The following is a 25,141-nucleotide window of genomic DNA, read 5'->3' as shown; positions in this document are numbered from 1 at the left end:
AGGAGAGCACCGATGTTCCGCCCGAAGATCCCGACCATGCCCACGCCGACCGGGCTCGGCACACCGCCCGTCGTCGTTGAGCCGACCGCCATCATCTCGAACGCGGGGGCCCCGCCGGTCGCCCCGACGCCTCCCACGCCGGTCCGGCCCACGGTCCAGCTCACCCCCGGCACCGCCCTCGCCCTCATCGGCGGCGGCACGGCCGTCGTCCTGGTGCTCGGAGCCGTCCTGGTCTCCCTGCTCCTGGCGGTCGCCATCACCGGAGCCTCGGTCGCCGTCTGCGCGGTCGTCCTGCGCTCCCTGCTCGCCTCCGACGCCAAGCGTCGCTGACCGGCCCCCGGGCGGCCTCGATACCGCCAAGCATCCGCCGCCCGGGCGCCGTCCCTGTCCGATCTCGCAACCGGAAGGAACCCCAAGCATGGCCCACCGCGCCTCACCCGCGACACCGAGTGCGCGCATGCCCGACACATTGCTTGACCCGATCACTCTCGGAGACGTGCTCCGGGTGGCCTCGGCCTCGGACTACGCCCGCTGGGAGGACCAGATCCGCCGCACCAGCGGCTGCTCCGACCCGATCCACCTCACTGGCTGGGTCCTCCACAAGGACAAGACCAGCGGCGAGACCCTGCACCACTACTCCACCGAGAAGGAGCCGGGCGGACGCCTCCGCCTCGCCTGCGGCAACCGCCGCGCCTCCCGCTGCCCGTCCTGCGCCTGGACCTACGCGGGCGACACGTACCACCTGATCCGCGCCGGCCTGGCCGGAGACGACCGCCGCGACATCCCCGCCACCGTCCGCGATCACCCGCGCGTCTTCGCCACCCTCACGGCCCCCTCGTTCGGCCCGGTCCACAACCGCCCCGATCACGGCACCTGCCGCTGCGGCACGCCGCACGCGCCCGACGCTCCGGAGCTGGGCACCGCTCTCGACCCGGACAGCTACGACTACGCGGGCGCCGTGCTGTTCAACAACCACGCCGGTCAGCTCTGGCAGCGGTTCACCACGCGACTCCGCCGCGAACTCGCCGCCCGCGCCGGCCTGCCCCGCCGGGAACTCGCCGGACACCTCCGCGTCTCGTACGGCAAGGTCGCCGAGTTCCAGAAGCGCGGCGCCCTGCACTTCCACGCCGTCGTACGCCTCGACGGCCCGGAGGGGCCCGGGACACCCCCGCCCGTCTGGGCCACGGTCGACCTCCTCACGGACGCGGTCCGTGCCGCCGCAGCGCACTCGTACACGTCCGTGTCGGTCCCGGCTGCTGGTGACGAGCCGGCCCGTACCTTCCGCTGGGGCCGACAGCTTGACGTCCGCCCGGTCAAGGCGTTCGGTGACGGCTCCGACATCACCGAACAGGCCGTCGCCTCGTACGTGGCCAAGTACGCCACCAAAGCCGCGGAGAACACCGGCACCCTCGACCGCCGTATCGGCGAACTCGCCGAACTCGACCGCCACCAGGTCCCCGACCACACCCGGCGGCTCATCACCGCGTGCCGTGACCTGGACAGCCTCTACCCGGACCGGCGCCTCTGGGCCTGGGCCCACATGCTCGGCTTCCGCGGGCACTTCTCGTCCAAGTCGCGCACCTACTCCACCACCCTCGGCGCCCTCCGCCAGGAGCGCGCCGACTACCGCGCCGCCCAAGAGGCATCCGTCCTCGGCCTTGACTACCGCGAGCCGGACACCGTCCTCGTGCTGTCCGACTGGCAGTACGCCGGCCACGGCCACACGCCAGGCGAAGCCGCCCTGGCCGCGACCATCGCCCGCGACCTCCAGACCAACCGCGAAACCGCCCGCGAGGCCCTCCTGAACGAAGGGAGCACGGAATGACCACGGCCATCCGGTCACGACGGACCATGCTCACCCTTGCGGAGGTCTGCGAGGAACTGGCCATCTCCCGCTCGACCTTCTACGACTGGCGGGCCAAGCGCCGTGCGCCGCGCTGCATCAAGCTCCCGAACGGCGACCTCCGGATCCGGCGGAGCGACCTCGATCACTGGCTCGACGACCGCGAGGACGCCGCCTGATGGAGACGACGTATGACGTGAAGATCGACAAGATCCTCACCTACAAGGGCGCGCGGAAGACCACGTACACCGTGCGTTGGGTGGTCGCGGGCAAGCGCTGGCGTGAGCCCTTCAACACCGTCGCGCTCGCCGAGGGCTTCCGCTCGGAACTCATCCGGGCCACGGGCAAGGGTGAGGCCTTCCTCGTCGCCACGGGGCTCCCGGTGTCCCATCGCTCCAAGTCGGCTGCCATGAGCTGGTACAAGTTCGCCGTCGAGTACGTGGACGCCCGCTGGTCTCAACTCGGCGGCAACAGCCGCAAGAACATCGCCAAGACCATGACGGCGACCACCATCGCGCTGCTGCGGGCCAAGCCCACCCAGTTCGCCCCTGCGGCCGTACGCACCGCGCTGCGTGAGTGGGCGTTCAACACCAACCGACGTCCGGACGCTCCCCGAGAGGTGGTGGCCATCCTCAAGTGGGTCGAGCGGAATTCTCTGCCCGTCTCCACCTGGGAGGACCCGGAGAAGGTTGACCAGGTCCTGCACGCCATCGACACCCGCCTCGACGGCAAGCAAGCGGCGGCCTGGTCCCGCAAGCGCAACCGCCGGATCCTCAACGTCGCCATGAAGTACGCGATCCTGCGGCGCATCCTTCGGGCCAACCCCCTTCCCAAGGGCAAGGAGTCGACGGCGGCCACGAAGACCACGAACGCCGTGGACAAGCGGTCCTTGCTGAATCCCGAGCAGGCGGCGGCCATCCTCGACTGGATCCGGCGCCGGCCGCGGGGCGGCAAGCGGCTCCACGCCTTCTTCGCCACGCTGTACTACTGCGGCCCCCGGCCCGAGGAAGCCGTAGCCATGCGCGTGGAGGACGTGACCCTGCCTGAGCCCGACGCCGACGACCAGCGGTGCGAGCTGCTTATCCACACGGCGACGCCGGAGATCGGGAAGCAGTGGACCGACACGGGGGAGATTCACGAGCAACGTGACCTGAAGGGCCGGGCGGAGGGCGAGACGCGCACGGTGCCGGGGCACCCGGCCCTCACGCGCATCCTGCGGCAGCACATCGCCGATGAACAGCTCCAGCCGGGTGATCTGCTCATCCAGGGCGAGTTCGGTGGCATCCTCGCCGGCTCCGTCATCCGCCGGGCGTGGCGCAGTGCGCGCAAGGCCGTACTGCCCCCGCACGTCTTTGAGTCACCCACCGGACGGCGTGTTTACGACAGCCGGAACACGCGCCTGACGAAGTGGCTCAACGACGGCATCCCGCCCGCTCACGTGGCCGAGTGGGCCGGGAACAGCGTCGCCGTGCTGCTGGCGACTTACGCCCGGTGCGTCGACGGGGAGCTGCCGGACCTGAAGCGGCGGCTGGAAGCTGCGGGTGACCTTCCGGAGGCGGAGATGCCGGGCACTGGCTGATCTTCGACCGGTCGAGAACTTCGCCACGTATGCGACCCGGCCACCCGCGAAAACCCGGTGACAGCCGGACAGCCCCGGAGTCTGCTCTTGATCATCAAGAGGGCGTCCGGGGCTTCGTCGTACCCGCTGAAAACCGATCTGACCTGCGAAAAGCCCTCCCGAGTGGGAGGGCGGAGACTGGCGCCCCCGGCAGGACTCGAACCTGCGGCCAAGCGCTTAGAAGGCGCCTGCTCTATCCACTGAGCTACGGGGGCCGGTGGGGTGGCCTCGTGCCTGGTGCCCTGGTGGGGGCTGACCCGTGACGTTGCCGGGGTCAAGGATAGGGCTCCCGGTTCCTTGACCCTGTCGCTTCGCCTCCGTGGCTCGATGTGGAGGTTCGGTGAAGCGGTCCTGATAATCGCAGGCAGGTACGAATCGTGCACCGCTTTTGGCGCCTGGCGCACCGGGTGTTGTGCAGTCGTTATGCCTGGCCTGTGCCCGTGTCCCGGTCATCCCTTCCGTCCGATCTGTTCCGTCGGCGCGCAGACATGTCTATATGCTTCAGAATTCCCCTAAAATTGGGCATTCTTCGCATGTGGTGACCTTGGACGTACGGCCTCAGCTGCTCGACACACTCTCCGCTCTGCGCGACCGTGTCGCCGCCGCACGCTTTCCGCTGCCCCTTGCGGGGGCGCCACGCGCGCGTGCCAACCGCGACGAACTCCTCGCGCAACTCGACGACTATCTGGTGCCCCGCCTACGGGAGCCCGAGGCGCCACTGCTGGCCGTCATCGGCGGCTCCACCGGCGCGGGCAAGTCCACGCTCGTGAACTCCCTGGTCGGCCGACGGGTGAGCGAGGCCGGTGTGCTGCGGCCGACCACCCGCACGCCGGTCCTTATCTGCCATCCGGAGGATCATCACTGGTTCAGCGGGATGCGCGTGCTCCCCCAGCTCACCCGCGTGTGGGTGCCCCACCAGGACCCCGCCGACGAGCTGCTGCTCACCGACGAGGACCCCGCGCGCGTGCTGCGCGTCGAGACCGCCGACACCCTCCCGCGCGGGCTCGCCCTCCTCGACGCCCCCGACGTCGACTCGCTGATCGCCGAGAACCGCGTCCTCGCGGCCGAGCTGATCTGCGCCGCCGACATCTGGATCATGGTCACGACGGCCGCCCGCTACGCCGACGCCGTCCCCTGGCACCTACTGCGCACCGCCAAGGAGTACGACGCGACCCTCGTCACCGTCCTGGACCGGGTGCCCCACCAGGTCGTCTCCGAGGTCTCCCGGCAGTACGCGGCCCTGCTCACCAAGGCCGGGCTGGGCGACGTACCCCGCTTCACGGTGCCCGAGCTCCCCGAGTCGGCCTGGGGCGCCGGACTGCTGCCCGCCACCGCCGTCGCCCCCCTGAAGAGCTGGCTCGTCCACCACGCCCAGGACCCCGCCGCCCGCCACCAGGTCATGGCCCGTACGGCCTACGGCGTCCTCAACTCGCTCAAATCCCGCCTCCCCGAGCTGGCCAGCGCCGCCGCCGCCCAGTACGCGGCGGCCCTCCGGCTCACCTCCGCCGTCGAGACCGCCTACGACAAGGAGCACGCGCGCGTGCGGGCCCGCCTGCAGTCCGGCGCCGTACTCGCCGGGGACGCCCTCAAGCGCTGGCGCGCCTTCCCCCTGGACTGCACCGCCGGGGAACTCCTGGACGCCCTCGTGGACAGCCTGGCGGCCCTGCTGCTGTGCGCCGTGACCGCCGCCGACGAGCGGGTCGACAACGCCTGGCGGCGTGAACCCGCCGCCGACGCCCCCGGGCTCGCCGCCCGGGACGCCTCCCTGGAGAGCGCCGAGCACCGCATCGGGCTCGCGGCCCGCCGCTGGCGGCGCGAGCTGGAGGAGTACGCCGAGGACGAGGTCCGTGTGCTGGAGCGCACCGGCGCCCCCGACCAGGAGGTCGTCGCCGCCCTCGTCGCCACCGCCGTGCTCGGCGGGCGCCGGGCGCGCACCGCCGGCGAGGGGCTCGCCGAGCGGCTCGGCGCCCACGGCGTGCTGCGGCTGCGCGACCGGGCCGGACGACTGCTCATCGAACAGGTGGACCGCGTCATGCACCGCGAACGCGAGCGGCGCCTCGCCCCGCTCGACGCCCTGGACGTCCGTCCCGAGCCCCAGGCCGAACTCATCGCCGCGCTGTCCGTACTGCAGAAGGAGAGGTGACCGGTGACCGCCGTCACTGACCACGACCACACCGATCACACAGAGCACATGAGGCGCATGGACCACGGCAGCGACAGCGGCGACACAGGGTCCGGGAAGCACGGCGGTCACCTCGGCTCCGGCGCCGTCGGGGGCGTCGAGCGCGCGGGTGGCCTGCCGGAAGCGCGCCTGAGCCTCGCGAAGGCGGAGCGCGCGGACGACGACCCGGGCACCGATCGTTCCGATCGTCACGCGGACGCACGGCCCGCCGCCCTCGGCCTCTCCGGGGAAGCAGAGGGCGAGCGGAAGGGGGTGGAGGGCGGCAGGGGCGAGGACGAGGGCTCGGACGAGGGCGATGGCAGGGACCTGGACGCCGCTGAGGGCCCGGACGCCGGCAAAGGCCCGGGCACCGGCAGCGGGCGCCCCGCGCGCGTGACGGACGAGAACACCGACCGCCACTCCGAGGCGGACGGCAACGGCGAACGCGACCGTACGGCCGATCGTGACCGCACCCCCGATCGTGACCGCCCCGCGCGCGGGCACAGTGCCGAGGAGGGAGGCGTCTCCGGCGTCTCCGTACCCCGGCCACAGCCCCACTCGCCGAAGCCCCGCTCCTCGTCCGACGCCTCGCCCCCCAAGACCACCACCGCGACCGGTGCGGGCGCCACGACCGGCGCCGGCACGGGTACTGGTGCCGGTACCGGCACGGGTACGGCCACCGGCACCGGTACCGACGCCAAACCCGACTCCTCCGGCGCCTGGGACGACGGTCTCATCGCGCGGCGCGTCACCGACGCCAGCGCCGCCACCCTCGCCGCCGAGCGTGCCACCGCCGCGGAACCCGCACACCGCGGGCCCGGCAGCCACACCCCGGCCCCACTGGCGTACGACGGCCCGCTGCGCTCCCGCCTGGACGCCCTGCGCGAACTCGTCGGGCTCTCCCGTACCCGGCTCGACAGCCGCACCCTCGCCGAGGCCGGCCGCGTCCTGGACGAGGCCGCCGCCCGCCGCAAGCTCTCCGGGCGGCACACCGTCGTCGCCCTCGCCGGAGCGACCGGCAGCGGCAAGTCCCAGCTGTTCAACGCGCTCGCCGGAGTACCCATCTCGGAGACCGGCGTACGACGTCCCACCACGGCCGCGCCCATCGCGTGCAGCTGGAGCGACGGCGCCGCGGGGCTCATCGACCGCCTGGGCATCCCGGGCCGGCTGCGCCGCCGCCCGCTGCACGGCCCCGACACCGAGGGGCAGCTGCGCGGGCTGGTCCTGATCGACCTACCCGACCACGACTCCGCCGCCGTACAGCACCGCGAACAGGTGGACCGGATCCTCAAACTGGTCGACGCCGTCATCTGGGTGGTCGACCCGGAGAAGTACGCCGACGCCGTCCTGCACGAACGGTACCTGCGGCCGATGGCCGGCCACGCCGAGATCATGTTCATCGTCCTCAACCAGGTGGACCGGCTGCCCGGGGACGCCGCCGACCAGGTCCTGGACGACCTGCGGCGGCTGCTGGACGAGGACGGCATCGCCCTCGGCGAGCACGGCGAACCGGGCGCCACCGTGCTCGCGCTGTCCGCGCTCACCGGCGACGGCGTCGGCGACCTGCGCGAGGCGCTCGGCCAGTTCGTGGCGGAGCGCGGCGCGGCGGCCCGCCGGGTGGCGGCCGACGTCGACACCGCCGCGGCCGAGCTGCGGCCGGTCTACGCCACCGGACGACGGGTCGGCCTCAGCGAGGAGGCGCGCGTGGAGTTCGCCGCGCGGCTCGCGGACGGGGTGGGCGCCACCGCGGCGGGCGAGGCCGCCGAGCGCGCCTGGCTGCGCAACGCCAACCGCGCCTGCGGCACACCCTGGCTGCGGCTGTGGCGCTGGTACCAGGGCCGTGGCGAGTCCACGACGGGCCGGCACGCGGTGCGCGCCCAGGCCGACGAGGAGGCGACGGCCCGGCAGAGCGTCGAACAGGCGGTGCGTACGGTGTCCGACCGGGCCTCGGCCGGGCTGCCCGCCCCCTGGGCCCAGGCGGTGCGCGAGGCGGCCGTACGCGGCTCCCACGGACTGTCGGAGGCGCTGGACGACCTGGCCGCGCGGGCCGGGCTGCCGCCGGGCCGCCCGCCCCGGCCGGGCTGGTGGCCGGTGGCCGTACTGGTCCAGGCGGCGATGACCCTGCTGCAGATCGCGGGCGGCGCGTGGCTCGTGGGCCAGATCGCCGGCGTGATGGCGCCCAACCTGGGTGTTCCGGTGCTGCTGATGGTGTGCGGGATCATCGGCGGGCCGCTGGTGGAGTGGGCCTGCCGGATGGCGGCCCGGGGGCCCGCGCGGCGCTACGGCCAGGAAGCGGAACGCCGGCTACGGGAGGCGGCGGCGAGCTGCGGCCGGGCCCGGGTGCTCGACCCGGTGGCGGCGGAGCTGCTGCGGTACCGGGAGGTCCGTGAGCAGTACGGGAGGGTCGTGCGCGCCGGAAGCGGAAGCGGGGTGAGGTGAGCACCACGGATCGGCGCGGGGAGGGGCGGTTGGCGGGGCGTGGGTGACCGGAGGGGCGGGCGGTCGTCACTCGCGCGGGTGGCGGGGTTTTCCACAGGGGGACGGTCGTCCACAGCGCTCAGCGGGCTCGGCCCGACGGAGGCAGTCTGAGGTCACGGCGATCGCACGGCGGGTCCGGCCAGATGAAACGGCGGGCGGTGCGGGCGGTCGCCGGGAGTGCCGGCGCGTACGGCAGAGGTACGCGCCGGCACGGCAGACGCAGCCGTGCGGGACGGGCCCGCACGCGTGTCCGCCCGGCCGGAACGGGCCGGGCGGGGGAGGGGAGCGATCGAAGTGAACGAGACCAACGTCTGTGTGGTGGGCAACGTGGCGACCCGGCCGGCGTACCGCGAGCTGGCGACGGGACCGTCGGCCCGGTTCCGGCTCGCGGTGACCGCGCGCTACTGGGACCGGGAGAAGAACGCCTGGACCGACGGGCACACCAACTTCTTCACGGTGTGGGCCAACCGACAGCTCGCGGTCAACGTGGCCGCGTGCGTGGAGGTGGGCCAGCCGGTCGTCGTCCAGGGCCGGCTCAAGGTGCGCACGGAGGTGCAGGGCCAGCAGCAGTGGGCGTCCGCCGACATCGACGCCGTCGCGATCGGCCACGACCTGTCGCGCGGTATGGCGTTCTTCCAGCGCGCGGTCAAACCGGAGGCGCCACCGGCGGCGGCCCGCCCGGAGCCGGACTGGGAGACGCCGCGGCCGGCGGAACCGCGGGACGGACAGCCGGAACAGCACGGTCGGCAGCGGCACGGCACGCACGAACAGGGCGCGGAAGAAGACGGACTCGCCCCACAGGAGCAGCAGGCGGTGGCGGTGACGTGACGTCGGGGAGCGGGCTGCCAGCGGTCAGATGACGTCAGCGAGACGGGCTGCTGTTGGCGACGTGACGTCAGCGAGAAGGCTGCTGATGGTGACGTGTCGTCAGTGAGATGGCTGCCGACGGTGACGCCACGTCAGTGAGATGGCTGTCGGTGGTGACGCCACGTCAGTGAGACGACTGCCGATGGTGACGCCACGTCAGCGAACCATGCTCGCCCACGCCTTGTCGCTGATCGCACTCACAAGCTGTGCGTACCGCCCGAAGCGCACCGGACCAACAGGTGGATTTGTCGATACGGGCAGCTCACGGACGGTCCCCGCGATAACGATTGCGGATCGGATCGGCCATCGGATGATCCGACCGGCGGGTGAGGCTCCGGGTGATCCATAGGATGCCGGGCGTGCCCCTAGGGGCTGCCGATTCTGCTGGTGGGACCGTCCCCCCGCTTCAACGGGTCCTGCTCGAAGGGGAATTCTGTGCTTGCTGCGCTCTCTGGGTTCTGCCGGTCCACGGGAACGGCCCGTCCGGCCGCCGCCGCCACGGTGACCGCCCTCATGGCGGCCGGCGTGCTGTCCGGTGCCGGTACGGCCGTGGCCGAGGACACACCGCAGGCCCAGGGCGGCGCGACGGCCACGATCAACGGACTGAAGACCTACGGCGAGGCCGTGATCCACGAGGACGGCGGCGACCAGCGGGTGTCCGCGGGCCTGTTCGAGATGTCCGTGGACGGTGGCGGCACCCTGCAGACGTACTGCATCGACCTCTACAACCCGACCCAGCGGGACGCCAGATACCAGGAGACCCCCTGGAGCGGCACCTCGCTGGGCACCAACAAGGACGCCGGCCGGATCCGCTGGATCCTCCAGAACTCCTACCCCCAGGTCAACGACCTCGCCGCACTCGCCCGGCGCGCGGGAGCGAGCGGGCTGACCGAGCAGGACGCGGCGGCCGGCACCCAGGTGGCCATCTGGCGCTACTCCGACGGCGCGAAGGTCGACGCGGTGGACCCACGGGCCGAGAAGCTCGCCGACTACCTGGAGAAGAGCGCCCGGAACGTCGCCGAACCGCAGGCCTCGCTCACCCTGGACCCACCCGCGGTCTCCGGCCGGCCGGGCGACCTGCTCGGGCCGGTGACCGTGCACACCAACGCGGGCGCGGTCACGGTGAACCCGCCGGCGGACGCGGCCACCAGCGGAGTGCGGATCATCGACAAGACAGGCAAGGTGATCACCTCGGCGAAGAACGGCAGCCAGCTGTTCTTCGACGTCCCCGAGGACGCGGCGGACGGAGCGGCCCAGCTGACCGTGCAGGCGTCGACGACCGTGCCGGTGGGACGGGCCTTCGCCTCCGACAGCCGCAGCCAGACCCAGATACTGGCCGGCTCCAGCGAGTCCACGGTCTCCGCGACCGCGACGGCCGGCTGGGCGGGAAAGGGCGCCGTACCGGCGGTGTCGGCCCGCGAGAACTGCGCCAAGGGCGGCGTGGACATCACCACGGTCAACAAGGGTGACGAAGCGTTCACCTTCGGTCTGATGGGCACCGAGCACACGATCCCCGCGGGCGCGTCCCGCACGGTGACCGTGCCGCTCCAGGAGGACCAGGCGTACGACTTCACGATCACCGGCCCCCATGGCTTCAGCCAGCGCTTCACCGGCGTCCTGGACTGCAAGACCCAGGGCACGATCACGACGGAGACGGCCCAGCTCCACACCGAACCCAGCCCGGCCACCGCGGGCGGCGACACCGCGGACACCACCAACCTGGCCGCGACCGGCGGTTCGATGATCACCCCCCTGATCGCGGGCGTGGCCATCGGGCTGGTGGTGATCGGCGGCGTGGTCCTGATCGTGCTGCGCCAGAGGGAGTCCACCCACGGCGGGTGACCCGTGAGCGGGATGCGTCAGCAACCGATCGGCGCCGAGCCGACGGCCACGTCGTCGAACCACAGGGTGTCGTCGCCGGTGCCGTAGCCCTCCCAGCCGAGCCGCAGAGCCGTGGGCCGGGGCGGCGTGGTCCGGGACAGCCACTGCTGGTCGACGTCCTGGGTCGGCACCGCGTCGGCGTGCAGTCCGGGCACCTTCTCGTTGCCGAGCCAGGTGTCCAGTTTCGGCGCGGTGGTGTCGACCGCGAACCGCAGGCACTGCCAACTGCCCGTCGGAAGCGGCCTGCTCAGCGCCACCCCGGCCGGACTCTGCGCGGGCAGCGTGGCGTCGTCGCTCTCCCTGTTCCACTGGAGCGCGCCGTTCTGCCCGCCGACCCGCAGCGCCCGGCCGTCCTGGGAGGAGTCCGGCATGGACACGAAGGTGACATGGGAGGAGGGAAGCGGGGTCGTGTGTCGGATCCAGAGGCGGACGTACAGCATCGGGCCGACCGACGACAGGTCGGTGGTGGCGGCGACGAAGGCGTGGTTGCAGTAGCCGGCCCGCCCGTCCACGCGCAGTGACCTGGTGCCGCCGTGCGCGACCACCGTGTCGACGGCGACCGTTCCTGTGCCCTGGCAGTCGGGCGCGGTGAAGCGCCAGTCGCCGGACGGTGAGGTGCCGGCCTGGTCCTCGAAGCCGGTGCAGAGGACGGCGGACCCGCAGTCGGCGGACGGGTCCGTGGGGGGAGGGGTGCCCGGCGTGGTGGGTGGCGTGGTCGGCGGGACGGTGCCGTCACCGTCGCAGGGTACGCCGTTGAGGCTGAAGTCGGTGGGTGCGGGGTCGGCGGACTGCCAGGTCCCCTGCAGCCCGAAGTCGGTGCCTGCACCGCTGGGCAGGACGGCGTTCCAGTCCGTGCTGACGGCGGTCACGGAGTGGCCGGTCTGGGTGACGGTGGCGTTCCAGGCCGAGGTGACGTGCTGGTCGCCGCCGTAGGTCCAGGTCAGGCGCCAGCCGTTCAGCGCGGGGCCGAGGTTGGTGACGCGGATCTGGGCGGTGTAGCCGCCGGTCCACTGGTTGGCGGTGTAGTCGACCCGGCATCCGGACGCCGTGGCGGCGCCGTCGGCGGGCCCCGCCACCAGGAGCGGGACCGCCAGCGCGAGAACGGCCGCAGTCGAGACCGTGGCTTTGGTCGCCACCGTGGTGAGGGCTGTGCCTGCGGCTGCGGTCCAGGACCTGCGCAGCCATCGCCGGCATCGCGCGAGCAGGGCGGGCATGTGCGGCTCCTAGCGGGAGGGGAGGGGAGGGGAGGGGAGGGGGGAGGGGGAGGGCCCCCTCTGGGAGCGCTCCCGACGGACACGTACTCGGGCGCGGACACCGGCACGGACACGGCCCGGTCCGCGCTCGGCCGAGCCGCGTCCGTCGGGTGGGGACGGGGGTGATGACGGTGAGCTGTTGGGCGGGGGTGGCGGTCAGCGGAAGTTCACGTCACTGCACAGGAAGTACGTCTGGTCCATGTGCGAGGCCTGCCAGATGGTGTAGACGACGTGCCGGCCGCTGTAGCCGGAGGTGCTGACGGGGATCGAGTAGTTCTGGCTGGGCGCGTACTTGCCGGTCTTGGTGACGAGTTGCAGATCGTTCCAGGTCAGCGGCTGCTTGGTGGGGTCGAAGCCCTGTCGGGTGACGTAGACGAGGAAGTAGTCGGCGCCGTGGCTGGCCTGGTCGTACAGCTTCACGGTGAAGTCGGCGCCGATGTCCGTGGTCTTCCAGGGGCCGACGGCGTCCAGGGAGTTGTAGCGGCCGCCCTCGGTCTGGCCGCCGCTGCACAGCTGTCCGTTGGGGATGACGGCCGGGAAGTTGCCGGCGGAACCGTTGCGGTAGAGGCCGTTCCAGTTCCACATGGCGTTGGGGTTGGCCTGCCATGCCTGCCAGCACATGGGGTCCTGTTGCGCCATCGCCGGGTTCTGGAAGTCGCTGCCCCAGCGCTGCCAGCAGCCGTAGTTGCGGGAGGCCGGGTCGATCACCGAGCCGTGGGCGGAGGCCGTGCCGCCCCAGGTGATCAGGCTGGCGAGCACCGCTGCGAGGGTGCTCAGGACGAGCGCCAGGCGGCTGCCCGTACGACGTGCGTGCCGACTCTGAACATGGTCATGACAATGCATGAGGAGGCTCTTCCTGTGGGGGAGTCCGTTCCCTGTGGGGTTGTGGCGGAAGCGCCATGGGAGCGCTCCCGCGCCCTCCAGGCTGCGGGTGGCGCTCCACGGCGGCAACCGTTTGTTTCCGCCAAACCTGAAACGCGCCGCGTCCGGCGGCGCCGACACCGGCGGACTCCAGTGGTCACAGCGGAGCCCTCGCGCGGACCATGACCTCGGCCATCACGTCCGCGAGGGCTCCGTTTTCCGCACCCCGGTGACAATCCGCAGGCTCGTCCGGTGCGCCGTAAGCTCACGGGGCCGACGGTCGGCCCGCGTGGCCTACTTCGGGCAGGCGCTGGTGGTTGCCGACGACGGGCGCGTCGGCAGAGGGGTCAGGGGCGTGCAGACAGGGGTGGCGGCGCCGATGAGTTCCACCAGACCCACACCGCCGGTGGGCGGGACGATCTTCGACCAGTTGTTGGCCACCCAGGCGTTGCCCGAGGAGTCGATCTGTACGGCTGTGAGGTGCTGGATCGCTGCGTTCCGGAAGCCGTCCGTGGGGGAGAGGACCGTGCCGACGGACGCGCCGGACGGGCAGGCTCTGGTGTTCACTCCGCACAGGAGGGTCACGGAGGAGTTGCCGAAGCCGGCGACCCATACGCGGTCCTGGCCGTCGATGGCGACCGACCAGGGGAAGACCCGCTTGGGCAGTTGGCGCACGCCCGCGACGGTTCCGTTCGGCCGGATCTCGGTGACCGCGCTGCTGAAGAAGTTGGCCACCCAGGCGTTGCCCTTGCTGTCCAGGGCGAGCCCGATGGGCGCCTGGAGGGACTTGTCGGTGGTGGAGGTGACCGGTTTGAAGTCGGGGCCGATGACCGTGACGCTTCCACCGACCTTGCTGGGCCGGCCCGATTCCCTGATCTGCTGGTAGGAGAGGTGGCTGTTGGTGACCCAGGCCCGCCCCCGGCCGTCGATCTGCACGGCGAACGGGTGGTTGAAGCTCTTGTCGGTGATGGTGACGGCCTTGCGTGGATCGCCGTGGGGATAGACCACGACGCTGCCCACCCCGGGCTTGCCCTTGAGGCCGTGGGAGTTGGCGATCCATATGTTGCCCCGCTGGTCGACGGCGACGCCCTGCGGTTTGACGAGGTCGCCGTCCTTCCACCCGGCGGAGGGTGACAACGGCTTGCCGGAGGCGGAGTACTTCGACATCGCGTTGCCGCCGTAGCTGGGCGCCCACACGGCTCCGCTGTGATCGATCGCCAGGCCCCAGGCTCCGCCCTTCATGCCCCCTCCGCCGATGGGGCTGCCCAGGGTCGGCCGGCCGGTCGGATCCTGCACGGTGACGTAGGGGCTGGGATCCCTCGTACCCGGCTTCCAGTTGTTGGTCGCCCATACGTTGCCCTTCGCGTCGAACGCGATGCGGCCCGGTGCGTAAACCTCGGGAGCGGGATGGCGCACCGCCAGGATCCAGGAGCGGGGTGCCGAGGTGAGCGCCGGAGTGAACACGGTCGCGGCCCGAGCGAGTGCCTCCAGGCGGGCCGGGGACTGTGTCGGATTGCGGGCCAGGTCGAGGACCGCCTGCACGGTGTCGGGCGGCGGGCTGCCGCCGGCCGGTGTCGCCAGTCGGATCAGCCTGTCGCATCTCGCACTGTCCGTCACGCAGAGTGAGACCAGGTTGGCCAGTGTGTTCTGCGTCGTGAGCGTCTCCTGGTTGGCGCTGTCACCGGTGAGAGCCTTGGCCGGCTTGCCGGTCGTGGGGTCGGCGAGGCTGAACGAGGTCGCCGCCGCGTTCTGAAGCCCCGGAGCGGGGCCGGTGATGCCGTGCTGGTCGCCGAACTGGGCGAAGGCGTACGTCGCGGCGACGGTGGTCAGTTCGTTGACCGTCACCTTGTCCAGCATCCGCTCGTGTACCGCGCCGCCCGAGCCGAACCCGACGACCGAGCGCAGTTTGAGCCGGTGCGCCTGCTGGGACGTCGTCTCGGCGTAGACCACGCCGTCGGCGGGCTTGGTGTACGTGATCCGGAAGGAGCCGTGGGTGTCGGTCGTGGCCTGCCCCAGCTGCGTGACTCCGGAGCGTGACCCGGCCATGAGCGTGACCTGGGCGCCCCGGAGCGGCTTGCCCGCGCCGGTGACGGTCCCCTGCAAGGAGGCGGGGGCGGCGCCGAGCGCTGGTGCCGGCAGGGCGAAGGCCGCACAGGCCGCCGCGACGGTGGCCGACGCCAGTCGCAGGACCCGGGCCCGCGCCTTGCCGTGGCGCGCCTCACGGGCCGGCAGCGCACGACCGTGCGTATCAGAAATACTCATGGATTTTCCCTTTGCTCCGCGAAGCCGAAGAGCCGAAGAGCCGAAGAGCCGAAGAGCCGAGCAGCCGAGCAGTGGGAAGAAAAGGGCATCGCTGTGACGGTCGGCGGGAATACCTCGCGGGCCGGAAAGCCGCGCGGAGCGGATCGAGCAGTAAAAGAGGCTGCCTGCCGTGGCCTACGTCACCTCGGTGCCTGCCGAGCCGATTTCCGGCACCCTCAGTGTGAACCAGCCGACCCGAGTTCCCAGCAGCCAGACCACGCCCAGGTAGAGTCCTGGACCGACTTCCCGCATCTCGTCGCGAACGCCCCGAGCGACCAGCGATATTTTGGAATAGTCGATGACGATGCATTCCTGGTCGTCCATCAGGCTCGGCCCGGTGTAGACCTGCGCCACGACGGCAAGGACGTCGAACGAGGTCATCCGATTGCTCAGATAGCCCTCGTGGTCGAAGACCTTTCCCCGCCACACGGCCATGCGCACGAGCCAGGCCAGCGGCTCGGCCAGCCACCTGCCTCCCCACCGGACGATGCCCGTGCCCTCCAGCGGGCCGTGCGGAATGTCCCCCGGCGGACTGGCACGGAAGAGTTCCACCAATCCCTTGTCGCCCATCCTGAGCAGATCCGTCTCGGTGAGTGCCACGATGCGTCCTCCCGGCAGTCGTTGCGAAACGTCACTCGTGCCCCGACGCGGCGTCGACTCGGAAAGTTTCCGATTCACCTGGAAAGGGTTCGGTATGGCTTGTCGGAGGCGAGAGAAAAAGGGCAGCGGAAAATGTCCCCACCTGATGTCGCTGCCCGCACCGACGCTCGATCACTCGACAGGGCATCGGGCCGACAATCACCATTCTCAGCGCTGCCGTGGAGAACCGCCACCGCTGCCGAGAGGCCGGCGAACACCCGCGATCCGGGGCGCATGCGCGTATTGAGTGGCCTGCGTACGCGCGCGTCGGAGTGGCCCGCACTCGCCAGCGTGGCGACCGCGCCGAGGATCATGCGGCCGTAGCCGTAGCCGTAGCCGTAGCCGTAGCCGTAGCCGTAGCCGCAACCGTGGCCGGTGCCCTGCCGGAGTCCCGAGGTCGCCCGGCGGTGACCCCCAGGCCGGGCGCGGCGGCGCGGTCGGCGCCGGAGATGGCCAGGTCAGAGCCTCCCGGCTGTCCGGGTTTCCCCCCAGGGGTGGCGGTCAGGCAAGATGGGGTGTATCTGCCCACTGCCAGATTTCAAGCTGCCGGACGGTTTCTCTTGGCTGAGTACATCTACACCATGCGCAAGGCGCGCAAGGCGCACGGCGACAAGGTGATCCTTGACGACGTCTCCCTGAACTTCCTGCCTGGCGCAAAGATCGGTGTTGTCGGCCCGAACGGCGCCGGTAAGTCGACGATCCTGAAGATCATGGCGGGGCTGGAGCAGCCGTCGAACGGCGACGCCTTCCTCGCGCCCGGGTACACCGTCGGCATCCTGCTCCAGGAGCCGCCGCTGACCGAGGACAAGACCGTCCTGGAGAACGTCCAGGAGGGTGTCGCCGAGATCAAGGGCAAGCTCGACCGGTTCAACGAGATCGCCGAGCTGATGGCGACCGACTACTCGGACGCGCTGCTGGAGGAGATGGGCAAGCTCCAGGAGGAACTCGACCACGCCGAGGCCTGGGACCTGGACGCCCAGCTGGAGCAGGCCATGGACGCCCTGGGCTGCCCGCCCGGCGACTGGCCGGTGACCAACCTCTCCGGTGGTGAGCGCCGCCGCGTCGCGCTGTGCAAGCTGCTGCTCCAGCAGCCCGACCTGCTGCTGCTCGACGAGCCCACCAACCACCTCGACGCCGAGTCCGTGAACTGGCTGGAGCAGCATCTCGCCAAGTACCCGGGCACCGTCGTCGCCGTCACCCACGACCGGTACTTCCTGGACAACGTCGCCGGCTGGATCTGCGAGGTCGACCGGGGCCGCCTCCACGGTTACGAGGGCAACTACTCCAAGTACCTGGAGACCAAGGCCGCCCGCCTCAAGGTCGAGGGCCAGAAGGACGCCAAGCGGCAGAAGCGGCTCAAGGAAGAGCTGGAGTGGGTCCGCTCGAACGCCAAGGGGCGGCAGGCCAAGTCCAAGGCCCGTCTCGCGCGGTACGAGGAGATGGCCGCCGAGGCGGAGAAGATGCGGAAGCTGGACTTCGAGGAGATCCAGATCCCGCCGGGCCCGCGTCTGGGCAACGTCGTGGTCGAGGTCAACGACCTGCACAAGTCGTTCGGCGAGAAGGTGCTGGTCGACGGGCTGTCGTTCACGCTGCCGCGGAACGGGATCGTGGGTGTCATCGGTCCGAACGGTGCCGGCAAGACCACCCTCTTCAAGATGATCCAGGGTCTGGAGACGCCGGACTCCGGTGACATCAAGGTCGGCGACACCGTCAAGATCTCCTACGTCGACCAGAGCCGCGAGAACATCGACCCGAAGAAGACGCTGTGGGAGGTCGTGTCCGACGGCCTCGACTACATCAACGTCGGCCAGGTCGAGATGCCGTCCCGGGCGTACGTGTCCGCGTTCGGCTTCAAGGGCCCGGACCAGCAGAAGCCGGCCGGCGTGCTCTCCGGCGGTGAGCGCAACCGGCTCAACCTGGCGCTGACCCTGAAGCAGGGCGGCAACCTGCTGCTCCTCGACGAGCCCACCAACGACCTCGACGTCGAGACGCTCTCCAGCCTGGAGAACGCGCTGCTGGACTTCCCCGGCTGCGCCGTCGTCGTCTCCCACGACCGGTGGTTCCTCGACCGCGTCGCGACGCACATCCTCGCCTACGAGGGTGAGTCGAAGTGGTTCTGGTTCGAGGGCAACTTCGAGTCGTACGAGAAGAACAAGATCGAGCGGCTCGGCCCGGACGCCGCGCGTCCGCACCGCGCCACCTACAAGAAGCTGACCCGGGGCTGATCGGTCTTGCGCCACATCTACCGCTGCCCGCTGCGCTGGGCGGACATGGACGCGTACGGCCACGTGAACAACGTGGTGTTCCTCCGCTACCTGGAGGAAGCCCGCATCGACTTCCTGTTCCGCCCGGACAAGGACTTCAAGCAGGGGTCCGTGGTGGCGCGCCACGAGATCGACTACAAGCGGCAGCTCGTCCACCGGCACGAGCCGGTGGACATCGAGCTGTGGGTCACCGAGATCAAGGCCGCGTCCTTCACCCTCACCTACGAGGTGAAGGACGGCGATCTCGTCTACGTGCGGGCGTCGACGGTCATCGTCCCGTTCGACTTCGACGCCCAGCGTCCGCGGCGGATCACCGCGGAGGAGCGTGCGTTCCTCCAGGAGTACACGGACGCCGCCGAGGCCGCCGAGGACGGCGCGCCCGAAGGGGAGGCCGTCGCGGCATGACCGTGCTGCACCTGGCCGACGAGACGGAGGCGGCGGACCTCGCCGCCTTCCTCTCCCGGCTGCTCCACTTCGACCGTGGAGCCGCGGTGCGGCTTCAGGCGGCCGGCACCGCACTCGCCGTCTTCGGCCGGCCGCCGTCCTTCGAGGTGCTGGCCGTCCGCGCGGTGCGGCTGGCGAAGCCGTACGAGGACGGGCTCGACGTCACGCTAGACGCGACCGTCTCCGCCGGTGAGTTCCTGGAGTCCGTGGACGAGCGCGCGGCCACCGCCGCCGTGCCCGGCGCGGTCACCGGGCCGCCGTGGGCCGGGGTGCTGCCGCCGCGTGCCGGCTGGCGGCCCGAGCCGGGGCTTCCGGCGCCCGACGCGCTGGGTGCCACGGTCGCCGCGGCGGTGGCCGAGTTCCGCTCGCGCACCGAGGAGCTGGGGCCGCAGGGCCGTACCCGCGCGGAGCTGGACCGGATCGGGCAGGACATCTGGTCCCGGCAGATCGCGGGCACCCGGCTGCCGGTACGGGCGGTGCACGCGGCGCGGTCCCTGGGCTTCCTGCGGCCCGGCACCGGGGCGGGCGACATCGCGCTGTTCTCCTCGGGGGCGTGGCTGCGGCTGCGTACGCCGTACGGCTCGGTGGCCGTGCGGCAGGCGGGGCTGTTCGGGGCCTTCGGGGTCAGCGTGCGCTGAGCCGGGCGGTCCGGCTCACCGGGTGTCGTCCGGCCACACGCCGATGTGGTCGGATTCCAGTTCCAGGGCCACGCGGTCGCGCATGTCCAGGGCGCGGAGGTAGTCGGCGGGCAGCTGGAGGCGGCCCGCGCGGTCGAGCATGGCGTACTCGCGGGCCACGACCGTCTCGTGGCCGGTCGCCGCGTCGATCTCGCTGCGGCGCAGCACCTCGGTGGAGGTTCGGCCGTCCCGGATGGCCACCGTGCGGCGGACCTCGCTCGCCACCGCCTGGTCGTGCGTGACGATGACGACCGTGGTGCCCAGGGTCTCGTTGGCCGTGCGGAACGCGTCGAAGATCTGGGCGGCCGTCTGGGAGTCGAGTTCGCCGGTGGGTTCGTCGGCGAGCAGGACGGCCGGGTCGTTGGCGAGGGCCACGGCGATCGCGACCCGCTGCTGCTGGCCGCCGGACATCTGCTGCGGTCGGCGGTCGCGGCAGTCGGCCACCTGAAGCAACTCCAGGAGTTCCAGTGCGCGTTCGGTGCGCGCGCGGCGGCCCTTGCGGGTGCGGGAGAGCTGGAGGGGAAGGGCGACGTTCTGGGCCGCGGTGAGGTAGGGGAGGAGGTTGCGGGCGGTCTGCTGCCAGACGAACCCGACGACCTCGCGGCGGTAGGCGAGGCGGTCGGCGGCGGTCATGGTGAGCAGGTCGCGGCCGGCGACGCGGGCCGCGCCGGCGGTGGGGGTGTCGAGGCCGGCGAGGATGTTCATCAGGGTGGACTTGCCGCTCCCGGACGCGCCGACCAGCGCCATCAGTTCGCCCTCGCGGACGAGGAGGTCCAGTCCCTGGAGGGCCTGGACCTCGATGCCGGCGGTGGTGAAGATGCGGACGAGGCGGTCGCAGGTGATCAGGGCGTCGTGGCCGTAGCCGGGGGTGGTCCTGGCGTCCGTGACCCGTTGGGCGAGGTCGGTGAGGGTGGGGTCGGTCGTCATGGGGTCTCCTGCGGGGGATGCGCCGTGCCGGTGCGGGGCGGGGGCGGGTCGCCCGCCCGCGCCTGCGGGGTGCCGCTGGGCGGGGTCATCGGCCGTCCCCCGCCCGTAGTTCGGTGACGGACCCCCGTCTCCCCGTCCACCACGCCTGGAGTGCCGCCACTCCCACCGCCACCGTCACCACGGCGAGTGCCGGGAGCAGGAGGGACCAGGTGTCCGGGCGGAGCCGGGCCTCGGCCGTGGGAGTGCGGGCCGACGGGAGGGCGACGGCCGTCAGGTCGATGCCGGGAGCGAGGAGGCGGATCGCGGTCCAGCCGGTCAGTGTGCCGCCCAGGGCGGCCAGCAGGGCCTGGGGCAGGGATTCGAGGATCAGCAGGCGGCGGGACTGGGCGCGGGTGAGGCCCATCGTGCGCAGGCGGGCCAGCAGCGCGGAGCGTTCGGGGGCGGCCCGGAGCAGCGACAGCAGCAGGGCCAGCACGGCGAAGCCGGCGCCCGCGGCGACCGCCGCCGTGTAGACGTGCTCGGCGCCGGACTGGAGGGGCGAGTCGGCGTACCGGGCGCGTTCCTCGGCCCGGACCCGTACGGCGGCCGAGTCCCCGACGGCCTTGCGCAGGGCGTCCGCGTCCACGGGGTCGCCGGTCAGCAGCAGGGTCGTGGGGCGGGCGGCGGGGGCGGGGAGGCCCGCCCGGTCGACGAGGAGGAAGTCGGGACCGGAGACGGCGGGTGTGCGGTCGCGGACCAGGACGATCCGCACGGTGATCGCGCTGCCGTCCTCCAGCCGCACCAGGAAGGGCCGCCGGGTGCCGTACGAGGAGGCGACGGAGGGGGAGGCGACGGCGGGGAGGGGGCTCGAGCGGTGGTCGGCGCCGGCCGTGAGCCGGTCGGCCGGGAAGGCGCCGGAGCCGGTGCGGGCCGTCAGGGCGCCGTAGCCCCGCGGGTCGACGCCCACCAGGGGTACCTCGTTCCCGCCGTCCTCCGGTTTCGCCTGGTAGGCGATGCTCACGGGCGTCACCGCGCGCACCCCGGCGACCGAGCGGGCCCGGGCGGGGGCGTCGGCCGGCAGGGGGGCGCCCGCGTCCGCGCGGGCGTCCGCGCCGACCGTGTGGGGGGCCGCCCGGTCGCGGGGCGAGGCCACGCCCGCCAGCACCGAGCCGCCGAACGCGGCCGTGGTCAGCGCGGTCAGCAGGGCGAGGAGCGGGAGCACCGCGGAGGCCTGGGTGCGGCCCGCGCGGGCCAGGGAGAGGTGGCCGACCGCGCCGCGGAGCCGCCCGGCGGGACCGGACAGGCGGCGCAGCAGCGGCGGGTGGAGGCGGAGCAGCACCAGCGCGGCGATGACACCGACCAGGACGGGAGCCACGGCGGTCAGCTGGTCGCCCGTCGTGCCGCGCCGGCGCAGGGTGGCCACCGCACCGGCGGCGAGCACCAGCAGGGTCAGCTCGGCGACCGCGCGGCGCCGGGAGGGCCGTATCGAGGCGATGTCCTCGCGGGGGGCCGTCAGCCGGACCGTGCGGTGGGCGAGGGCGGCGCGCAGGGGGAGGGCGGCGCAGGCGGTCAGGGTGACGGCCAGGGCGGACAGGACGGCCGGGGTGACCCGGCCGGCGGGGACCAGGAGCAGGGCCGCGGCCAGGCCGAGCGCGCCCGCCGGTACGGCGGTCACGGCGGTCTCGGCGAGCAGCCGCCCGGCGAGTCCGGGCAGGGAGGCGCCGCGGGCGCGCAGCAGGGCGAGTTCGGCGCGGCGCCGGTCGGCGGCCAGTCCGCCGGTCATGAGCAGGACGACGGCGACGACCGTCGCGGTGCCCGCGGCGGCCACGGAGACCAGCGGGGCGATGCCGGAGCGCAGCCGCGAGAAGGAGGCGAGGGCGTCGTCCAGGCCGGTGTCGATGTCGGTGGCGTCGTCGGTGACGGCGCGGGCGCGTTGCAGGCCGGGCCCGGACTCCAGGGCGGCGACGGCCGGCCGCAGCCGGTCCAGGTCGTGGGCGTGCAGGCCGCGCAGATCGGGGGCGAGGTGCCAGTAGCGGACCGGGTCGGTGCTGGTGCCCAGCAGGGCGGGGGCCGCCTCGGGGGCGAGCAGCAGTGCGCCGAGCCAGTACTTGTCCGGGTCCGGGCCGGGGGTGGGCAGGGTCACCAGGGTGGGGGTCCGCAGCAGCGGGACGGTGGACCAGTAGGCGCCGCCGGGGTCGCGCGGGACGAGGACGCCGGTGACCCGGACGGCGAGCGGCTCGCGGCCGGGCGCCGGCATGTGGACGACCGAACCGACCTTGATGTGCAGGGCCTCGGCGGTGGCGGCGGTCACGGCGGCCTCCACCTCGGGGGTCGAGGCGTCGACCGGTTCCGTGGCGCGCGGCAGCCGGCCGGTGCGTACCCGCGCGTGCTCGGCGAGGCCGCTCTGCGCGGCCAGCGAGATGCGGGCGGGCAGTCCGGTCGGCCGGGGCAGCCACGGGTCGGGCACCGCCGGGCTGACGGCGCCGGCGACGCCGTACGCGGACTGGGCGCGGTGCACCTTCAGCGGGCCGCCGACCGTGCCGAGCACCTTCTCGTACTGCCGCCCGAGCGCGTCGGGGCGCAGTGCCGCGGTGCGCCGCCCTGGCGGCAGGCCGAGGTCGGGCTGGGGGGCCGACACCCGTACGGTGGTGTGCTCCGGGCGGGCCTGCCGGAGTGTCCGCTCAAGTCCCGCGTCCTCGTACCGGTCCACCGCCCGCGGGAAGGCACCCGCCAGGCACGCGGCGAGAGCGACCAGCAACGCGAGCGCGACGGCGGCACCGGGCGCGGCCCGCAGCCGGGTCCGCACCCACGGAGCGGCCACGCGCGTCGACGGCCGGCCCATGTCATCCACCTCCCTGTGCGGGCGGCGCCGGTACGGGGTCCGTCCGGCGCACGACCGCCGCCTCTGGCGGGGCCGCCTCCGACGTGGCGGCCCCCGGGGTGATGCCGGGTCTCCGCCCCGGTCGCCGCACGTCACTCACCCCCCTGCGCACGGAGCGCCCGCGCCGGATCGGCCCGACGTACGGCGGCTGTCGCCGCGATCGCCAGCGGTGCCAGGGCGACGGCGGCGAGCAGCAGCGCCACTCTCGCCGACGGGAGCCGGACCAGCAGGTCCGGTACCGGGCGGGTCGCCTCGCCGGTCAGGACGACGAGGGGCAGGACGGCGCGGGCCAGTGCGGTGCCCAGGCCCAGGCCCACCGCGAGGGCCAGTCCGACGAGGACGGCCTGTTCGGCGGCGACCGTGCGGGCCAGCTGGCGGCGCGGTACGCCGAGTGCGCGCAGGACGGCGAACTCGGCGCCGCGGGCCCGTTGCGCGCCGGCGGCGCCGACCGCGAAGCCGACCGCGGCGAGCGCCGCCGCGACGACGGCCGCCGCCGTGAACGCGGCCTCGGGTCCGGCGCCGAACGGGTCGTCGCGCAGTTCGGCGGCGATCTCGTCGCGGACGACGACCTGCCCCGGATCCACGTCCGGCAGCGCCCGGACGGCGGCGGCCACGTGCGCGGAGGCGTGGGGCGCGGTGGCGAGCCACCACTCGGTGGGGGTGGCGTTCTCTCCGTACCGGGCCTGGAGCAGCTGGTTCAGGGCGCGCAGGTCGAGCAGGACGGCTCCGCCGTCGTGCGCGCCGGTGGCGGCCGGATCGATGGTGGCCGGCAGCGCCCGTACCGCCCGTACGATCCGCACCGGCACCCGCCGGTCGCCGATCGTGAGGTCGACCCGCTGCCCGGTGCGGGCGCCCGCCGCGGCCAGGTAGCGGTCGGTCGCGACGGCCGGCACCTCGGCGGGCGCGGCCTGGGCGGCCTGGAGCCGGAGGGTGACGGAGGCGACGGTCCAGATGTCGGCGTCCGGGAGGTAGCCGGTGCTGTAGGCGAAGGTCGGCGGACGGGTGCCGGTGACCTGGGGGCGGGTGGGGCTGGTGGCGGTGCTCGGTACGGCGGCGCCGCCGGTTTCCGCGGTGGTGGTCCACCGGGCGGGCAGGGTGAGCCGGTGGTCCGTGCCGTCGGTGCCCGACGCGGTCAGGCCGTCGATCGTCAGGCGGTGGTGCTCGGCGCGCTCGGCGGGCTGGGTCAGGTCCAGGCGGAGACCGGTGAGGGTCGCGGGTCCGGTGGCGGTGCCGAGGGCGAGGGTCAGGGTGTGCGGGCGGCCGTCGGCGGGGAGCTGCCCGGCCGGCAGCTGGTACGGCACCCCGTACCGGTCGGTCAGGGTCACCGTCACCGCGGTCGTGGTGCCCGGCCCGGTGGAACTGTGCAGACGGGCCGTGAGCTTCAGCCGGGCGGTGCCGGCCGGGACCCCGGCCCCGGCGGGGGTGCCCTTGGGGGTGAGCCGGCGCAGCAGCGGCCGTACCGGTTCGTCCGCCAGGTCGGGCCGCATGAGGACGGCGTCCGCCGCGTGCGCGGTGTCCAGGGCCAGCACGGTCGCCGTGCGGTCGCCGGACAGCGGCTGGGCGGCGCGCACCGCGGGGGCGGCCTCGCGCACCCGGGGCAGGCCGGCGTACAGGTCCGTGCGGCCGAACCGGTCCTCCCCGGTGGCCAGGACCCGCACCGGCACCCCGGCCCGGAAGTCGGCCTGGTCGTCCTGCGAGCGGTCCCAGGAGGCGGCCTGGCCGATCGCGAGCATGCCGAGGGCGACGGCGAGGACGAGCAGCAGCACCGGGCCCGCGGCGCGCGCGGTGCGCCGGCTGAACTGCCAGCCGGCCAGCGCCACCGGCAGCCCCCGGCCGCCGGCCGCCCACCGTTCGGCGAACCGCGCCACGGGCGGCAGCAGCCGCAGCGTGAGCACGGTCCCGGCGAGCAGGGCCAGCGCGGGCGCGGCCACCAGCAGCGGATCGACGCCGAGCGCACCCGACCGGTCGGCGGCGACGGCGCCGGAGTCCTGCCGGCCCAGCTGCCAGTAGGCGACCCCGGCGATCGCGAGCAGTCCGAGGTCGGCGCCGGCGCGCAGCGGGGCCGGT

The 25,141-nt window shown here is 73.0% G+C and carries 18 protein-coding genes and 1 tRNA gene; 11 read left to right on the top strand and 8 right to left on the bottom strand.

Going from position 1 to position 25,141, the window contains the following annotated elements:
* Nucleotides 1–12 precede the first annotated feature (12 nt).
* The 4 genes from ABZV94_RS15455 (at nt 13) to ABZV94_RS15440 (ending at nt 3,422) form a co-directional block, all read left to right on the top strand.
* On the top strand, nt 13–330 hold the full coding sequence (locus ABZV94_RS15455) for a SpdD-like protein (RefSeq protein ID WP_356340742.1): 318 nt from the start codon (nt 13–15) through the stop codon (nt 328–330).
* A 127-nt stretch (nt 331–457) separates the two neighbouring features.
* Nucleotides 458–1,825, top strand: a complete 1,368-nt coding sequence (gene repSA / locus ABZV94_RS15450) for a replication initiator protein RepSA (protein WP_356340741.1) — start codon at nt 458–460, stop codon at nt 1,823–1,825.
* Nucleotides 1,822–2,022 (top strand): helix-turn-helix domain-containing protein, encoded by a 201-nt coding sequence (locus ABZV94_RS15445; RefSeq protein ID WP_171156200.1) that lies wholly within the window; start codon nt 1,822–1,824, stop codon nt 2,020–2,022. Before repSA ends, ABZV94_RS15445 begins: the two co-directional genes overlap by 4 nt.
* The gene (locus ABZV94_RS15440; RefSeq protein ID WP_356340740.1) at nt 2,022–3,422 is read left to right on the top strand and encodes a site-specific integrase; all 1,401 of its coding nucleotides are present in this window, start codon (nt 2,022–2,024) and stop codon (nt 3,420–3,422) included. The genes ABZV94_RS15445 and ABZV94_RS15440 overlap by 1 nt, the downstream gene beginning before the upstream one ends.
* A 178-nt stretch (nt 3,423–3,600) precedes the next feature.
* Here the strand turns inward: ABZV94_RS15440 and ABZV94_RS15435 are convergent.
* Nucleotides 3,601–3,676: transfer RNA gene (locus tag ABZV94_RS15435), tRNA-Arg, on the bottom strand.
* Between the two features lie 320 nt (nt 3,677–3,996).
* On the opposite strand from ABZV94_RS15435, the gene ABZV94_RS15430 reads away from it, so the two are divergent.
* The 4 genes from ABZV94_RS15430 to ABZV94_RS15415 all read left to right on the top strand — a co-directional run bounded on the left by ABZV94_RS15430 (nt 3,997) and on the right by ABZV94_RS15415 (nt 10,809).
* Nucleotides 3,997–5,604 carry a dynamin family protein gene (locus ABZV94_RS15430; protein WP_356340738.1) on the top strand — a complete coding sequence of 536 codons (1,608 nt, stop codon included), beginning with the start codon at nt 3,997–3,999 and terminating at the stop codon, nt 5,602–5,604.
* A gap of 3 nt (nt 5,605–5,607) precedes the next feature.
* Entirely contained in the window at nt 5,608–8,061 is a 2,454-nt protein-coding gene (locus ABZV94_RS15425; protein ID WP_356340737.1) for a GTPase, read from the top strand.
* A gap of 333 nt (nt 8,062–8,394) precedes the next feature.
* Nucleotides 8,395–8,928: a single-stranded DNA-binding protein gene (locus tag ABZV94_RS15420; protein ID WP_356340736.1), complete on the top strand. Its 534-nt coding sequence runs from the start codon at nt 8,395–8,397 to the stop codon at nt 8,926–8,928.
* Between the two features lie 552 nt (nt 8,929–9,480).
* Entirely contained in the window at nt 9,481–10,809 is a 1,329-nt protein-coding gene (locus tag ABZV94_RS15415; protein WP_356340782.1) for a TQXA domain-containing protein, read from the top strand.
* 17 nt (nt 10,810–10,826) lie between these two features.
* Here ABZV94_RS15415 and ABZV94_RS15410 read toward each other — a convergent pair whose 3' ends face one another.
* The 4 genes from ABZV94_RS15410 to ABZV94_RS15395 form a co-directional block, all read right to left on the bottom strand.
* Nucleotides 10,827–12,062 carry a cellulose-binding domain-containing protein gene (locus ABZV94_RS15410; RefSeq protein WP_356340734.1) on the bottom strand — a complete coding sequence of 412 codons (1,236 nt, stop codon included), beginning with the start codon at nt 12,060–12,062 and terminating at the stop codon, nt 10,827–10,829.
* 195 nt (nt 12,063–12,257) lie between these two features.
* Nucleotides 12,258–12,944, bottom strand: a complete 687-nt coding sequence (locus ABZV94_RS15405; RefSeq protein ID WP_356340733.1) for a lytic polysaccharide monooxygenase — start codon at nt 12,942–12,944, stop codon at nt 12,258–12,260.
* Between the two features lie 312 nt (nt 12,945–13,256).
* Nucleotides 13,257–15,224: an NHL repeat-containing protein gene (locus tag ABZV94_RS15400; protein ID WP_356340732.1), complete on the bottom strand. Its 1,968-nt coding sequence runs from the start codon at nt 15,222–15,224 to the stop codon at nt 13,257–13,259.
* Between the two features lie 174 nt (nt 15,225–15,398).
* The gene (locus tag ABZV94_RS15395; RefSeq protein ID WP_356340730.1) at nt 15,399–15,863 is read right to left on the bottom strand and encodes a hypothetical protein; all 465 of its coding nucleotides are present in this window, start codon (nt 15,861–15,863) and stop codon (nt 15,399–15,401) included.
* Nucleotides 15,864–16,462: 599 nt separating this feature from the next.
* On the opposite strand from ABZV94_RS15395, the gene ettA reads away from it, so the two are divergent.
* From ettA to ABZV94_RS15380, 3 genes are read left to right on the top strand one after another with little or no spacing between them, the layout of a single operon-like run.
* Complete coding sequence (ettA, locus tag ABZV94_RS15390; RefSeq protein ID WP_356340729.1) at nt 16,463–18,127, top strand: energy-dependent translational throttle protein EttA; 1,665 nt, start codon at nt 16,463–16,465, stop codon at nt 18,125–18,127.
* A gap of 6 nt (nt 18,128–18,133) precedes the next feature.
* Nucleotides 18,134–18,571 (top strand): thioesterase family protein, encoded by a 438-nt coding sequence (locus ABZV94_RS15385; protein ID WP_356340727.1) that lies wholly within the window; start codon nt 18,134–18,136, stop codon nt 18,569–18,571.
* Nucleotides 18,568–19,248 carry a hypothetical protein gene (locus ABZV94_RS15380; protein WP_356340726.1) on the top strand — a complete coding sequence of 227 codons (681 nt, stop codon included), beginning with the start codon at nt 18,568–18,570 and terminating at the stop codon, nt 19,246–19,248. The genes ABZV94_RS15385 and ABZV94_RS15380 overlap by 4 nt, the downstream gene beginning before the upstream one ends.
* Nucleotides 19,249–19,263: 15 nt before the next feature.
* On the opposite strand, the gene ABZV94_RS15375 is transcribed toward ABZV94_RS15380, so the two are convergent.
* The 3 genes from ABZV94_RS15375 to ABZV94_RS15365 all read right to left on the bottom strand — a co-directional run.
* Nucleotides 19,264–20,214, bottom strand: a complete 951-nt coding sequence (locus ABZV94_RS15375; RefSeq protein ID WP_356340725.1) for an ABC transporter ATP-binding protein — start codon at nt 20,212–20,214, stop codon at nt 19,264–19,266.
* An 85-nt stretch (nt 20,215–20,299) separates the two neighbouring features.
* Nucleotides 20,300–23,035 carry an FtsX-like permease family protein gene (locus ABZV94_RS15370; protein ID WP_356340724.1) on the bottom strand — a complete coding sequence of 912 codons (2,736 nt, stop codon included), beginning with the start codon at nt 23,033–23,035 and terminating at the stop codon, nt 20,300–20,302.
* Between the two features lie 131 nt (nt 23,036–23,166).
* The coding region (locus ABZV94_RS15365; protein WP_356340723.1) for an ABC transporter permease at nt 23,167–25,141 on the bottom strand (1,975 nt) is incomplete at its 5' end.

Source organism: Streptomyces sp. NPDC004658 (assembly GCF_040609555.1).
GTDB lineage: Bacteria > Actinomycetota > Actinomycetes > Streptomycetales > Streptomycetaceae > Streptomyces.
Note: the sequence above shows the minus strand (reverse complement) of the source record. Positions and strands in the feature narration are given on the sequence as shown.

What these genes read in the sequence shown, in the direction of transcription:
- ABZV94_RS15455 (WP_356340742.1), top strand. Translation starts at nt 13, where the DNA reads ATGTTCCGCCCGAAGATCCCGACCATGCCCACGCCGACCGGGCTCGGC.
- repSA (WP_356340741.1), top strand. Translation starts at nt 458, where the DNA reads ATGCCCGACACATTGCTTGACCCGATCACTCTCGGAGACGTGCTCCGG.
- ABZV94_RS15445 (WP_171156200.1), top strand. Translation starts at nt 1,822, where the DNA reads ATGACCACGGCCATCCGGTCACGACGGACCATGCTCACCCTTGCGGAG.
- ABZV94_RS15440 (WP_356340740.1), top strand. Translation starts at nt 2,022, where the DNA reads ATGGAGACGACGTATGACGTGAAGATCGACAAGATCCTCACCTACAAG.
- ABZV94_RS15415 (WP_356340782.1), top strand. Translation starts at nt 9,481, where the DNA reads ATGGCGGCCGGCGTGCTGTCCGGTGCCGGTACGGCCGTGGCCGAGGAC.
- ABZV94_RS15410 (WP_356340734.1), bottom strand. Translation starts at nt 12,062, where the DNA reads ATGCCCGCCCTGCTCGCGCGATGCCGGCGATGGCTGCGCAGGTCCTGG.
- ABZV94_RS15405 (WP_356340733.1), bottom strand. Translation starts at nt 12,944, where the DNA reads ATGCATTGTCATGACCATGTTCAGAGTCGGCACGCACGTCGTACGGGC.
- ABZV94_RS15400 (WP_356340732.1), bottom strand. Translation starts at nt 15,224, where the DNA reads ATGAGTATTTCTGATACGCACGGTCGTGCGCTGCCGGCCCGTGAGGCG.
- ABZV94_RS15380 (WP_356340726.1), top strand. Translation starts at nt 18,568, where the DNA reads ATGACCGTGCTGCACCTGGCCGACGAGACGGAGGCGGCGGACCTCGCC.
- ABZV94_RS15375 (WP_356340725.1), bottom strand. Translation starts at nt 20,214, where the DNA reads ATGACGACCGACCCCACCCTCACCGACCTCGCCCAACGGGTCACGGAC.
- ABZV94_RS15370 (WP_356340724.1), bottom strand. Translation starts at nt 23,035, where the DNA reads ATGGGCCGGCCGTCGACGCGCGTGGCCGCTCCGTGGGTGCGGACCCGG.